Origin of the sequence: Serratia quinivorans (assembly GCF_052113645.1) — a bacterium.
In the GTDB taxonomy this organism is placed as follows: domain Bacteria; phylum Pseudomonadota; class Gammaproteobacteria; order Enterobacterales; family Enterobacteriaceae; genus Serratia; species Serratia quinivorans_B.
This window is the reverse complement of sequence record NZ_JBIEIU010000005.1, coordinates 280,875-293,499: the sequence shown is the minus strand read 5'-3', so window position 1 is coordinate 293,499 and position 12,625 is coordinate 280,875. Positions and strand designations below refer to the sequence as shown.

Sequence of the window (12,625 nt, the reverse complement as noted above, 5' to 3'; positions counted from 1 at the left end):
AACAACATGTCGCTGGCCCCGGTAGCAGTGGCTTTGTTACTATCGCCGCACCTAAAGTCTCAATGGTGCATTACATTGAAAATCAAAGCGTTGTTATTTATCGCCTTAGTCGGCCTCGCCGGCTGTAGCCAGGAGGGAGCGAAAGTGAGCCAACCCGTGAACAAAGACGGAGACCATACGGAAGTGTTGCTGGTTAACAGTGCGCTGGTAGATTGCATGGGCGTCGCCCCAATGAAATGCATGCAGGTCCGTCACTCTGTGCAGGGCCAGTGGGAAATGTTTTATAGCCAGATCGAAGGCTTTACCTTCGAACCTGGCTACCGCTACCGCCTGAAGGTGAAAGTGACCGAACTGGAAAACGTCCCGGCTGACGCTTCTTCACTGCGCTATACGTTGGTTGAGCAGTTGGAAAAGAACAAGGTCTGATAGTCGGATACAGGTCAGGGCTGAATGTCCTGACCTGATAACCTCAAAGTGATAACCCAACGTCTGCCGCGACCTGCTCAATCTGATAACGCGAAGTCCGCGCCAGCGCAGAACCTTTTCGAAGTAATACGCATCCACATCCATCGACAGCCTCCAGACCCGGCCACGCCGCCAGGTGGCGTTATCGCCAGCGTCGCCCATTGCGGGAACTGGCTGGCGAGCATCGTCGTGACCAGATGAAGATCAATATCCACTTCGTCGGCGTGCAATTTGGCGATAAAAATCACGTGCATGGTTCCTTTAAGGTCGCGATTTAAGGTGGGGGACTGGTCTGCTCACTGGGCTTGTTGCAATTCTGCCATGCGCCCAGCTTAAGTATATTGAGAAAATCAGGTATATTGTCCTTCGGTTTTTAGCTACCAAGAAAAAATTACTATGATTATCAAACCTAAAATTCGTGGTTTTATCTGCACTACCGCTCACCCGGCAGGTTGTGAAGCCAATGTCCGTGAGCAAATCGCCTACGTTAAATCACGTGGCGAACTGAAAAACGGGCCGAAAAAAGTGCTGGTGATCGGTGCTTCCACCGGTTACGGCCTGGCGTCACGTATCAATGCCGCATTCGGCAGCGGTGCGGCCACTATCGGCGTATTTTTTGAAAAGCCGGGCAGCGAAGGCAAAACCGGTTCTGCCGGCTGGTACAACTCTGCCGGTTTTGACAAGGCAGCTAAAGAAGAAGGCCTGTACGCGAAAAGCGTTAACGGTGATGCATTCTCCAACGAATGCCGCCAAACGGTTATCGACCTGATCAAACAGGACCTGGGCCAGATCGACATGGTGGTTTACTCGCTGGCTTCGCCGGTGCGTAAAATGCCGGAAACCGGTGAAGTGGTGCGCTCTGCGCTGAAACCTATCGGCGAACCGTACAAATCCGTGGCGCTCGACACCAACAAAGACGTGCTGGTTGAAGCTGTGGTTGAACCGGCCAACGAGCAGGAAATTGCCGACACCGTCAAAGTGATGGGCGGCCAGGACTGGCAGCTGTGGATGGACGCACTGGAAGAAGCCGGCGTGCTGGCGGACAACGTGCAGGCAGTGGCTTACTCCTACATCGGCACCGATCTGACCTGGCCAATCTACTGGCACGGTACATTGGGTAAAGCGAAAGAAGACCTGGATCGCGCGGCTCAGGCCATCGATCAGAAACTGAAGGCCAAAGGCGGCGCGGCTTACGTTGCCGTGTTGAAGTCGGTGGTGACTCAGGCTTCCTCTGCAATCCCGGTCATGCCGTTGTACATCTCCATCGTCTTCAAAATCATGAAGGCGCAGGGGATCCACGAAGGCTGCATCGAGCAAATCCAGCGTCTGTTCGCCACCAAGCTGTACAGCGGCACCGCACCGGACACCGATGAGAAGCACCGTCTGCGTCTGGACGACTGGGAACTGCGCGACGACGTGCAGAACACCTGCCGCGAAATCTGGGCGCAGATCGACGACAGCAACATCAACGAACTGACCGATTACCAGGGCTACAAGGCCGAGTTCCTGCGTCTGTTCGGTTTTGGTCTGCAAGGCGTTGATTACGAAGCCGACCTCAGCGGTGAAGTTAAGTTTGACGTGATTGAGTTAGTCTAACTCCGTCGAGCATTGAGAAAGGGCCGGGAGATATCCCGGCCTTTTTTATTGGTTCGGTGGCTGCACGCATTATCTGGCCTCAATAGGCCGTGTTATTATTCTTCAGTATATTTTAAGCCACCTTATAATTATCCCTCTCGGTATTTTCTATTTCATTAGGGTTTCGTGTTTATCGATTAATGGGACTATTGCCCTGTATGGAGAATATCGTTGCGGCAAGCAGAAGCAACAACAGGGCAAACCGTGCAACCGGCCGGGTGGGGTGATGGATTTCCCGCGCTATCCGCGCCACCGTTAGCTTTCTTGCAACTGGGTCGGCATCTGTGTCAGCAGGGCGTCGATCGCTGCCCGGATTTTGGCCGGTAAATAGCGGCTGTGCGGCCAAACGGCGTGGATCTCGCTGGGCAACAGGTGAATCTGGCTGAGTACCGGCACCAGCTCACCGCTGCGCAGGTAGCGTGCTGACAGCCAGTTGGGCAGCCACACCAGGCCGTTGCCGGCGACGGCGGCATCCGCCAGTGAATGCAGGTCATCGAGCCGCAGACGGATATCGATATTCAGATCACTGAGCGCGGCGTGGGTCAGCAGTTGACGCCAACCCACGTCCTCACCGGATCGGTGATAGGCAATGGCCGTATGGCCGGCAAGCGCCGCGATATCTTCAGGATTACCCTGCGCGGCCAAATAGGCCGGAGCCGCGCAAAGCGCCAGATATTGGTCACCCAGCCGGCGAGCAACCAGGCTTGCGCTGTCGGCCAACGGGCCAATACGTATTGCCAGATCGAAACCCTCTTCAACCAAATCCACCACCCGATCGTTAAACGCAATGTCGAGCCGAAGGTCTGGATAACGGCCGAGCAACGCCAGGAGGATGGGGGCGATGCAGTGGCGACCCAACAGCTTTGGTGCGCTGACTCGCAAGGTGCCTTGCGGCTGCCTTCGCCCGCTGTCGAGTTCAGCATCGGCGGCATCCAGTTCACTTAACGCCCGCAGGCAGCGATCGTAATAGGCCTGTCCCTCATGGGTCAGGCTCAGGCCGCGGGTATGGCGATGAAACAACAATACCCCGAGCCGCTGTTCCAGCCGGGCAATGCTTTTACCCACCGCCGAGCGCGTCAGGTGCAGGCGTTCTGCGGCCAGGGAAAAATTGCCGGCCTCGACAACCCGCACGAAAGTGGCAATGCCGGTGAGGCGATCGTTGATGCTCAAAATGGGTTCCTTTCAGGATACACAGCCGGTCATTTAAGGCGCTCGTCAGCCTTTTTTAATCCTATAGCATAGTGGATATCGGGCGTCGGGGATCTTCCCGCGCTCAAGGAGCCTGGGAGCGACTATGAGCAACTTATCTTTTATGACCGCCGGTGACGGCGGCAAGATTGCCTACCGGTTTGACGGTGACGCCGATAAGCCGGTATTGGTTTTATCCAACTCGATCGGCACCACGCTGGCGATGTGGGATGAGCAAATCGCCGCGCTAACCGAACATTTTTACGTCCTGCGTTACGACAGCCGGGGGCATGGCGCTTCGGACGCGCCAGCAGGGGCTTATTCCATCGCCAGGCTGGGGCGAGACGTGCTTGAACTGCTGGATGCGTTGCAGCTCGGCAAGGTGTTTTTCTGCGGTTTGTCATTAGGCGGCATAGTCGGTCAGTGGCTCGGTGTGCACGCCCCTGAGCGGATTGAAAAGCTGGTTCTGGCGAATACTTCGTCCTATTTGGGACCGGCGGCGCAGTGGGACCAGCGGATTGCCGAGCTGAAGCTGCCGATTGAGATGAGCAGGGTGGCCGAAGACTTTCTGGGTAACTGGTTTTCAGCGGATTACCGACAACGGCAGGCCGCGACCGTCGATAAATTCCGCGCGATGCTGCTGGCCACGTCGGCGCAGGGGCTGGCAGGGTGCTTTGCCGCCGTGCGGGACTTGGATATGCGTCGCACGGTGGGGGAGATTACCTCGCCAACGCTGGTCATTGCCGGGCGCGACGATAAGGTCACGGCACTGTCGCACGGTGAGCTATTGGCCCGTAGCGTGCCGGGGGCCGAATTGCTGGTGTTGCCGGTGGTGCACCTGTCCAACGTGGAGCGCCCGGAGGATTTCGTGGGCGCGTTACGCGCTTTTCTGCTGGGGAAGTGAGATGAAAAGGCGCGACCGGTAAACGCCATAACGCTTCGTTGCCCCCTGGCCTGGCACCGGGGGGAACGGCTAGCGGCAATACTCTTTCAGCATGGCGATCGCGTCGGGCTTCAACTGGTAAAGATAGACCGGCCTGCCGGTGGTGCCGTACAAAATGCGGGTGCCCAGAATACCGCTCTCCGCCAGATAGATCAGATACTTGCGGCAGGAGACGCGCGAGATGCCGATGGCATTGGCCAGGTTGTCTGTTGAGAACTCCCCGTCGTGCTGCTGCTCAATCCATTCGCACACCGTACTTAGCGTGATGCTGGTTAACCCTTTCGGCAGTTTTTTGCCTTCGCTACTGTTGGGTTGGCGACGCAGCAGGCTGTCGACATCCGCCTGCGAAAACTCACGCTGCGCCAGGATCTGCGACTGCTGCTGATAGTTGCTCAGCGCCTCTTTGAAACGGCCGAACTGGAAGGGTTTGATCAGATAATCCACCACGCCGTAGTGCAGGGCGCGTTGCACCGTGTCCACGTCGCTGGCAGAAGAAATGATGATGACGTCGGTTTTTTCACCCAGCTCGCGCAGGCCGGGCAGCAAATCCAGCCCATTTTCCTGCTGCATATAGATATCCAGCAGCACCAGATCGATACTGACTTCGGTATCGGCCAATAGTGCGCGTGCTTGCGCCAGCGTGGCGACCGTCGCCTGGCAGTGAAAGCCGCTCACCTGGCTCAGGTAGTATTTGTTCAGCTCCGCTACCATCGGGTCGTCATCAATAATCAATACGTTAATCATGGGGTCAGCCCTTGGCCTGATAGGGAATATGCACAAAGAACTGGGTCAGTTCACCCGGTTCAGATTCGAAATCAATGCTGCCGCCCAGCTTCTCCAGGCTGCTGCGGATCAGCGCCAGGCCGATGCCGCGTCCCGGACCTTTGGTGGAAACACCCTGTTCAAAGATACGGGCGCCGAGAGCCGGATCGATGCCGGGGCCGTCGTCGCTGATTATACAGTGTAAGTGATTCTCATTGTGATGAAAGCTCAGGTTGATCTCGTGCCCTTCAACGCCGTCGATGGCGTCAATGGCGTTTTCAATCAAATTACCCAGCACGCTGATCAGCACGTGGGTGGTTTCCGCGTCGTCGGTTTCCGGCAGCAGGCTGGCTTCATCGATGGTCAGTTCAATACCGGCCTCATGGGCGCGGCTGATCTTGCCGATAAAGAAACCGGCGACTTCGGGTGACTGTATTTTGCGCAACAGCGCGCCAATCTCTTCCTGATAATTGCTGGCGGTATTGATGATGTAGTTTTCCAACTGCTGGTAAGCCTTCATATGCAGCATGCCGAGGATCACGTGCAGTTTGTTCATAAACTCGTGCGACTGCACGCGCAGCGCATCGGCATAATGCGCCATGCCGCTCAGGCGCTGCACCAACTGGCTGATTTCGGTTTTATCGCGGAAGGTCGCAATGGCGCCAATCACCTGGCCCTTGACGATCACCGGCACGGTATTGGTCAGCAGTTCGCTGCCGTTGAAGCTGATCTGTTGGTCGCGCAGCGGTTTACCGCTGGCTAACACTTCCGCCAAATGCAGTTGGGCCGGCCAGTATTTACTGGCGGACTCCAGCAGCAGGTTTTCGAAGGGCCCGCTTTGGCGCAGCAGGCGTTTCGCCTCGTCGTTGACAATGGAGATACGTGACTGGTTATCGACCGCGATGACGCCTTCTTTAATCGACTGCAACATGGCGTTGCGCTGTTCAAACAGGTTGGATATTTCGTAGGGTTCGAAACCGAGCATGATGCGCTTTAGCGCTTTTACCAGGAAGAAGGTCCCGAGCGTGCCGACCAGCGCGGCGAAGGCGAGGGTCCAGTAGATGATCCAGCGGCTTTCGGCCACCACGCGCTGGACGGTGTCGAGCGCAATGCCCAGCGCCACAACACCAATCTGTCGGCGTTCGCTGTCGTAGACCGGCGCAAAGACCCGCAGTGAGGGAGCCAGCGCACCACGGTTGATGGCGCTGTTGGTTTTGCCGTGCAGGGCAGGCTCTAAATCGTTACCGATAAAATGCCGGCCAATCAGCCAGGGTTTAGGGTGCGAGTAACGGATGCCTTTCATGTCCACCACGGTCACAAACAGCAATTCATTTTGATGGCGCACCTGTTCGGCGAAGCGCTGGATCGCGCCGCTGCGGTCCTCCCGCAGCAGGCCGTCAACGACGTTGCCGGAAAGCGCCACCGTTTCGGCAATCGCCATCGCCTTCTGGCGCTGCTGATCCTGCCCCTCGTGATTCATCTGCACAAAGAACAGCGCATACACCACCAGCAGCACCAAAGCGATAATCGCAGACACCATCAGCGTGAGGGTGGTACTGAGTTTCAGCGGTATCCGTTGTTTGGGCATGGCGGTTCTCCGAATGGGCGTATCACGATGTTAGCGGGGAATTGAGCGCGGGGCAGCGACCGGCAGCAGGTTATAACATGCCGCCGCCGGGTGAGGGATTATTTTAATTACAAAAGCGGGGATCAGGGCTGATGGTAGATTTCCAGCCCCTGTTGGCCGCTGGCACCCTGATGGATGATCGCCATCAGCGCACTGACCACTTTCGACGGGTTGCTGTGTTGATACACATTGCGGCCATACACCATGCCGGATGCGCCTTGTGCCATCAGCGCGGCAGATTTCTCCAGCACCGCCCCCAGTTCACCTTTGCCGCCGCCGCGTACCAGTGTAGGACAACGCGCCGCTTCGACGATGCGGTGAAAATCTTCCACCCGTTCGGTTGGGTCGGCCTTGATGATATCGGCACCCAGTTCACGCGCCAGCCGCACCAGCGGCACCATCTTTTCCACGTCGCCCAGCGAACCGTAAGCCGCCCCCTGGCCGGGCGGTGCCATGACCAGCGGTTCGATCATCAACGGCATACCGTAGCGATCGCAGGTGTGGCGCAGACGGCCGATATTGTCCACGCACTGACGGAAAATACCCGGTTCATCGGGGATCAGGTACAGATTCACCACCACCGCGGCGGCATCCATTTGCAGCGCGGCGAGGATCGGCGCTTCCGGGTTATGCAGCACCGCCCACATTTCGCGGTGGCGCGCGGCGTTATAAGCGTTGCCGACGTCGGTACGCATCACCAGTGCCGGTTTATCACGCTGCGTCGAGCGTTGCAGCAAATCCGCCTGGCCGTAGTTCACCTGAATGGCATCGGGGCGGGCGACGATCAGGCTGCCCATGACCCGTTCGATATCTTCCAGGCCGATTAAAAAATCCGGTTCATTGGCGATGCCGTGATCAATCGCCACGTCGAGACACTTGCCGTTATTGAACAGCCGGTTCATCCGTACCTTACTGCTGAGCTGCATGTCAGATCCTCCTGAAAACACATGTCCATTCAGTATTGTCGAGTAAACCGGGGGATGAAACCGCGGATCCGCAAACTGCGCGCTCGCTCGCACATTTACTGAGAAAACGCCTCGCGCCTTTTCATCACCCTGGGCCATTGCCCGTCGCCGAACGCACTAAAGGAACGAGTGTGCTGATGGCTTTTGCGTCATTTGTTAGATCCGTGTCATGTTTTTGTTACTTGGTTATTCCAAAACGCATGTTTCGCTTGTTTGGGTTAAAAAGTTTCAATAATCTCAATTATGAAATAAACATTTAATAGTTACGCAATGAGGTAACGTGCTCACCAAGAGGTTTATTTCAATTGATTGTTTTTAATCTATTTTGAGATATCGATCAAAATTTCGCACAGTGCCAGAATACGGAAAAAAAGCGGTAAATCTGCCGTATCAAAGGGATAACACCGACTGGATTGTTGTTTGAATGTAAAAAATATTTTTCATTAGCTGTCAAATCAACAGGCCTCTTCACTCTAACGATTAAAGGGTACAGAACATGAAGCTGAAGAAACTGATCGTCACCTCGGTATTGATGTGCATGTTGCCGGCCAGCGTATTGGCAAAAGACATCAAAATCGGCGTTTCAATGGCTTATTTCGATGACAATTTCCTCACCATCCTACGCCAGTCAATGCAGAACAAAATGAAACAGGACGGCAACGTCAGCGGTCAATTTGAAGATGCGAAAGGGGATATCGCCCAGCAGATCCAACAGATTGAGAACTTCGTCAGCCAGGGTGTCGACGCCATCATCCTTAACCCGGTCGATACCCAGGGCGTGAAGCCGATGATCAAACTGGCGGAAAGCGCCAAGATCCCATTGGTGTTCGTGAACCGTCGCCCGGAAGTGACGCTGCCGGCGGGCATGGCCTACGTAGGCTCAGACTCCAAACTGGCCGGCAAGCTGCAGATGGAAGAGTTGGCCAAGCTGATGAACGGCAAGGGCAACGTGATGATCCTGATGGGCGAACTGTCCAATGAAGCGACCCGCGACCGTACCCGCGGCGTGGAAGAGGTGGCAGCCAAATATCCCGGCATCAAAATCCTCGACAAACAAACCGCCAAGTGGGGCCGTAAAGAAGCCGTCGACATTACCACCGACTGGGCGCTGACCGGCCAGCAGATTGATGCCATTGCCTCCAACAACGACGAAATGGCGATTGGCGCGATCCTGGCGCTGAAGCAGGCCAAGAAAACGGGCGTGCTGGTGGCCGGCGTTGACGGTACGCCGGATGCGCTGGAATTCATCAAAAAGGGCGATCTGGCGTTGAGTGTGTTCCAGGATGCCAAAGGACAGGGTGAGGGCGCGGTGCAAACCGCCATTCAACTGGTTAAAGGCGAGAAGGTGGAAAGCAACGTCCTGATCCCGTATCAGCTGATCACCAAGGCCAATTATCAGGAATTTGCCGACAAGAACAGAAAATAAGCGTTAAAGCAGCGCGGTTACATCCCTTGCCGTATTTATCCGGCACACGACGGTAAATACGGCAGGGATGCATTGACGAACGGCGGAGGTTATCAGTATGTATCCTTATGTTCTTGAGGCTGAAGGCATCAGTAAGCAGTTTCCCGGCGTGAAGGCGCTGGATAAAGTCTCAATTAAAATCAAACCAGGCAGCGTACACGCGTTAATGGGAGAAAACGGCGCGGGTAAATCCACGCTGATGAAATGTTTAATCGGTATTTATCACCCCGATGAAGGCACCATTAAAATAAAAGGCCAGCCGGTGACCTTCAGCGACACGCTGCAGGCGCTGCATTCGGGCATTTCCATGATTCACCAGGAGCTCAACCTGGTGCCTTATATGACGGTGGCGGAAAACATCTGGCTGGGGCGTGAGCCGGCGAAGCTGGGCTTCGTTAATCATGACCAATTGAACAAGAAAACCCGCGAGCTGCTGACGCGGTTGAACATCAAGCTCAAGCCGGAAACGCTGGTCGGTGAGCTGAGTATCGCCAGCCAACAAATGGTGGAGATCGCCAAGGCGGTTTCCTATAACGCGGACGTCCTGATCATGGACGAACCTACCTCGGCACTGACCGAGGGCGAAGTGGTGCATCTGTTCGCCATCATTCGCGAGCTGCGTGAGCAGGGCAAAGGCATTATCTACATCAGCCACAAGATGGACGAGATTTTTGCCATCACCGATGAAGTGAGCATCTTCCGCGACGGCACCTTTATTGCCAGCGATAAAACCGAAAACCTGACCAAACAGTCGCTGATCACCATGATGGTGGGGCGCGAACTGACCCAGATGTTCCCCAAATTCAACAACAATATCGGCGAGGAAGTGCTGCGGGTCGAAGGGCTGCGTCGCGCCGACTGGTTCCATGATGTTTCGTTTAGCGTTAAGCGTGGCGAGATCCTCGGCGTCGCCGGGCTGGTGGGCGCCGGTCGCAGCGAGGTGATGGAAAGTCTGTTCGGCATGCACCCGGCGGACGGCGGCAGCATCTTTATCGAAGGCAAAGCGGCAAAGGTCGATTCGCCTTCAAAAGCCATTGAACTCGGCCTGGCGTTCCTCACCGAAGACCGCAAAAAATCCGGGCTGTTCCTGGTGCTGTCGGTGGTCGAGAACATGAGCATTGTCAACCTGTCGGAGTACATCGGCAAGAACGGGTTTGTCAGCCATGTGCAAATGGCCAAGGACTGCATGGAGCAGATCAAAAAGCTCAACATCAAAACCCCGACCATGGATCAAATCATCAATAACCTGAGCGGCGGCAATCAGCAGAAGGTACTGATTGCGCGCTGGCTGCTGGCCCAGCCGAAAATATTGATCCTCGATGAGCCAACGCGCGGCATCGACGTGGGGGCCAAGGCGGAAATTTATCGCCTGATCAGCGAACTGGCGAACCGTGGCGTCGCCATTATTTTGGTGTCATCGGAATTACCGGAGATCCTCGGCATGAGCGACCGGGTGATGGTGATGCACGGCGGCCGTATTACCGGCATTTTGGATAAAGAAGAAGCGGACCAGGAAAAAATCCTGGCGCTGGCCTCTGAATAACGCAAAGGTGAACCACCATGAGTAATGTAAAAATTGAGAAGCCGCTTGCGGGTAAAGCGCCCCTGTTCTCTGGCCTGAGCGGCAAAATGCCGAAAGATACCGGCATCTTTATCGTCATGATCGGCATCGCGCTGGTCTTTGAAATCCTCGGCTGGTACATCCGCGACCAGTCATTCCTGATGAACCCTAACCGGTTGCTGCTGATCGTGTTGCAGGTAGCGATTATCGGCATCATCGCCGTGGGCGTGACTCAGGTCATTATCACCACCGGTATCGACCTTTCCTCCGGCTCGCTGATTGCGCTGACGGCGGTGGTGGCGGCCAGCCTGGCGCAAACCTCAGACAGTATTTCACCGATGTACCCGGCATTACTCGACCTGCCGGCGGCGATCCCGATCGGCGCGGGGATTGGGGTGGGCATTGTATGCGGGTTCATCAACGGCTTTCTGATCACCCGTACCGGCATTCCACCCTTTATTGCGACCTTGGGCATGATGGTGTCGGCGCGCGGTCTGGCGCAGTACTACACCCAGGGCAACCCGGTCAGCTTCTTGTCCGACGGCTTCACTTCCATCGGTCAGGGCGCGATGCCGGTGATCATCTTCCTGGTGATTGCGGTGATCTTCCACATCGCGTTGAAGCACACCCGTTACGGCAAATACATCTACGCCATCGGTGGCAACATGACGTCGGCCAGGGTCTCCGGCATCAACGTCAATAAATACCTGGTGACGGTCTATACCATCGCCGGCGGTCTGGCCGGATTGGCGGGCGTGGTCCTGGCGGCGCGCGTCAGCAGCGGCCAGTCGAGCATGGGGATGTCTTACGAGCTGGATGCGATCGCCGCAGCGGTCATCGGTGGCAGCAGCCTGATGGGCGGCGTGGGTCGCATTACCGGTACGCTGATCGGGGCGGTGATCCTCGGGCTGATTAAAAGCGGCTTCACCTTTATCGGCGTGGACTCATATATTCAGGACATTATCAAAGGCGTCATTATCGTGGCCGCCGTCTCTATCGACATGCACCGTAACCGTAAAAAACATTGATTGCCGTAAATCTCCGCCGGTGCGACTTGCCCGGCGGTTTTTTTTACCTCAGGGGAATCACCATGAAATACTTGAAAAGGATCGTGCTGGTGGCGGCGCTCAGCTGTTCCACCTCGGTACTGGCAGAAACCATCGGCGTATCGATGGCGTATTTTGACCAGAACTTCCTGACCATCATTCGTCACTCGATCGACAAAGAAGCCAAAGCGCGCGGTATCACCGTGCAGTTCGAAGATGCGCGCGGTGACGTTGGCCGCCAGACCGATCAGGTGCAGAGCTTTATCAGCGCCGGGGTGGACGCGATTATCGTCGATCCGGTCAACTCGGCGGGCACGCCTGCGATCACCAAATTGGTGACCAAAGCGGGCATTCCGCTGGTGTATGTGAATCGCACGCCGGGCGACAGTAAACTGCCTTCTGGCGTGGTGTTTGTCGGTTCCGACGAGAAACAGTCCGGCACCTTGCAGATGGAAGAGTTGGCGCGCTTGGCCAATTATCAGGGTAACGTGGCCATTATGATCGGTAACCTGACCGACGCCGGTGCGCTGCAACGCACCAAAGACGTGGAACAGGTGGTGGCGAAGTACCCGAAAATGAAAGTGGTGCAGAAGCAAAGCGCCAATTACTCGCGCAGCGAGGGTATGGATCTGATGCTGAATTGGGTCACCAACGGGGAGTCTATCGATATCGTCGCCGCCAACAACGACGAGATGGCGATTGGCGCGATCATGGCGTTGCAACAGGCCGGCAAAAAGGACAGCAAAATGCTGATTGGCGGCATTGACGCCACCCCGGACGGCCTGAAGGCGTTATCCTCCGGCAAAATGCAGGTGACGGTATTCCAGGACGCCGTCGGCCAGGGCAAGGCCTCAGTCGACGTAGCGCAGCGGATGATCAAGGGCGAAAAGCTGGAACCTTACTATTGGATCCCGTTTGAACTGGTGACGCCGGCCAATATGCAAAAGTACGCGGCAAAATAAGCGGGA

The 12,625-nt window shown here is 56.0% G+C and carries 12 protein-coding genes; 7 read left to right on the top strand and 5 right to left on the bottom strand.

Annotated elements, in window-relative coordinates; genetic code table 11:
• Positions 1-75: 75 nt before the first annotated feature.
• The gene (locus ACGS9J_RS12495; RefSeq protein WP_041415315.1) at positions 76-426 is read left to right on the top strand and encodes a DUF4377 domain-containing protein; all 351 of its coding nucleotides are present in this window, start codon (positions 76-78) and stop codon (positions 424-426) included.
• Positions 427-503: 77 nt separating this feature from the next.
• Here the strand turns inward: ACGS9J_RS12495 and ACGS9J_RS12490 are convergent, their stop codons facing one another.
• Positions 504-713, bottom strand: a complete 210-nt coding sequence (locus ACGS9J_RS12490) for a hypothetical protein (RefSeq protein ID WP_442231217.1) — start codon at positions 711-713, stop codon at positions 504-506.
• A 148-nt stretch (positions 714-861) separates the two neighbouring features.
• Here ACGS9J_RS12490 and fabV point away from each other — a divergent pair, with 148 nt between their 5' ends.
• Positions 862-2,061, top strand: coding sequence for an enoyl-ACP reductase FabV (gene fabV, locus ACGS9J_RS12485; protein ID WP_442231216.1), 1,200 nt, complete (start codon positions 862-864; stop codon positions 2,059-2,061).
• A 294-nt stretch (positions 2,062-2,355) separates the two neighbouring features.
• On the opposite strand, the gene ACGS9J_RS12480 is transcribed toward fabV, so the two are convergent.
• On the bottom strand, positions 2,356-3,264 hold the full coding sequence (locus ACGS9J_RS12480; RefSeq protein ID WP_442231247.1) for a LysR family transcriptional regulator: 909 nt from the start codon (positions 3,262-3,264) through the stop codon (positions 2,356-2,358).
• A gap of 130 nt (positions 3,265-3,394) precedes the next feature.
• On the opposite strand from ACGS9J_RS12480, the gene pcaD reads away from it, so the two are divergent.
• A complete protein-coding gene (gene pcaD, locus ACGS9J_RS12475) occupies positions 3,395-4,192 on the top strand; it encodes a 3-oxoadipate enol-lactonase (RefSeq protein WP_442231215.1) in 798 nt (265 codons plus the stop codon).
• 69 nt (positions 4,193-4,261) lie between these two features.
• Here the strand turns inward: pcaD and dcuR are convergent, their stop codons facing one another.
• From dcuR to ACGS9J_RS12460, 3 genes are all read right to left on the bottom strand, one after another.
• Positions 4,262-4,975: a two-component system response regulator DcuR gene (dcuR, locus tag ACGS9J_RS12470; protein WP_442231214.1), complete on the bottom strand. Its 714-nt coding sequence runs from the start codon at positions 4,973-4,975 to the stop codon at positions 4,262-4,264.
• Positions 4,976-4,979: 4 nt separating this feature from the next.
• Complete coding sequence (locus ACGS9J_RS12465) at positions 4,980-6,581, bottom strand: sensor histidine kinase (RefSeq protein ID WP_442231213.1); 1,602 nt, start codon at positions 6,579-6,581, stop codon at positions 4,980-4,982.
• Positions 6,582-6,703: 122 nt separating this feature from the next.
• Positions 6,704-7,546 (bottom strand): class I fructose-bisphosphate aldolase, encoded by an 843-nt coding sequence (locus tag ACGS9J_RS12460; RefSeq protein WP_442231212.1) that lies wholly within the window; start codon positions 7,544-7,546, stop codon positions 6,704-6,706.
• Between the two features lie 535 nt (positions 7,547-8,081).
• Here ACGS9J_RS12460 and ACGS9J_RS12455 point away from each other — a divergent pair.
• From ACGS9J_RS12455 to ACGS9J_RS12440, 4 genes are all read left to right on the top strand, one after another.
• Positions 8,082-9,011, top strand: a complete 930-nt coding sequence (locus ACGS9J_RS12455) for a sugar ABC transporter substrate-binding protein (RefSeq protein WP_442231211.1) — start codon at positions 8,082-8,084, stop codon at positions 9,009-9,011.
• A gap of 97 nt (positions 9,012-9,108) precedes the next feature.
• On the top strand, positions 9,109-10,593 hold the full coding sequence (locus tag ACGS9J_RS12450; protein ID WP_442231210.1) for a sugar ABC transporter ATP-binding protein: 1,485 nt from the start codon (positions 9,109-9,111) through the stop codon (positions 10,591-10,593).
• A 17-nt stretch (positions 10,594-10,610) separates the two neighbouring features.
• Positions 10,611-11,639 carry an ABC transporter permease gene (locus ACGS9J_RS12445; protein WP_020826399.1) on the top strand — a complete coding sequence of 343 codons (1,029 nt, stop codon included), beginning with the start codon at positions 10,611-10,613 and terminating at the stop codon, positions 11,637-11,639.
• A 62-nt stretch (positions 11,640-11,701) separates the two neighbouring features.
• On the top strand, positions 11,702-12,619 hold the full coding sequence (locus tag ACGS9J_RS12440) for a sugar ABC transporter substrate-binding protein (RefSeq protein ID WP_442231209.1): 918 nt from the start codon (positions 11,702-11,704) through the stop codon (positions 12,617-12,619).
• Positions 12,620-12,625 lie beyond the last annotated feature (6 nt).

Bases quoted from the DNA above. Each gene is read 5' to 3' on its own strand.
- ACGS9J_RS12455 (WP_442231211.1), top strand. From the start codon at position 8,082: ATGAAGCTGAAGAAACTGATCGTCACCTCGGTATTGATGTGCATGTTG.
- ACGS9J_RS12460 (WP_442231212.1), bottom strand. From the start codon at position 7,546: ATGCAGCTCAGCAGTAAGGTACGGATGAACCGGCTGTTCAATAACGGC.
- ACGS9J_RS12445 (WP_020826399.1), top strand. From the start codon at position 10,611: ATGAGTAATGTAAAAATTGAGAAGCCGCTTGCGGGTAAAGCGCCCCTG.
- ACGS9J_RS12450 (WP_442231210.1), top strand. From the start codon at position 9,109: ATGTATCCTTATGTTCTTGAGGCTGAAGGCATCAGTAAGCAGTTTCCC.
- dcuR (WP_442231214.1), bottom strand. From the start codon at position 4,975: ATGATTAACGTATTGATTATTGATGACGACCCGATGGTAGCGGAGCTG.
- pcaD (WP_442231215.1), top strand. From the start codon at position 3,395: ATGAGCAACTTATCTTTTATGACCGCCGGTGACGGCGGCAAGATTGCC.
- ACGS9J_RS12440 (WP_442231209.1), top strand. From the start codon at position 11,702: ATGAAATACTTGAAAAGGATCGTGCTGGTGGCGGCGCTCAGCTGTTCC.
- fabV (WP_442231216.1), top strand. From the start codon at position 862: ATGATTATCAAACCTAAAATTCGTGGTTTTATCTGCACTACCGCTCAC.
- ACGS9J_RS12465 (WP_442231213.1), bottom strand. From the start codon at position 6,581: ATGCCCAAACAACGGATACCGCTGAAACTCAGTACCACCCTCACGCTG.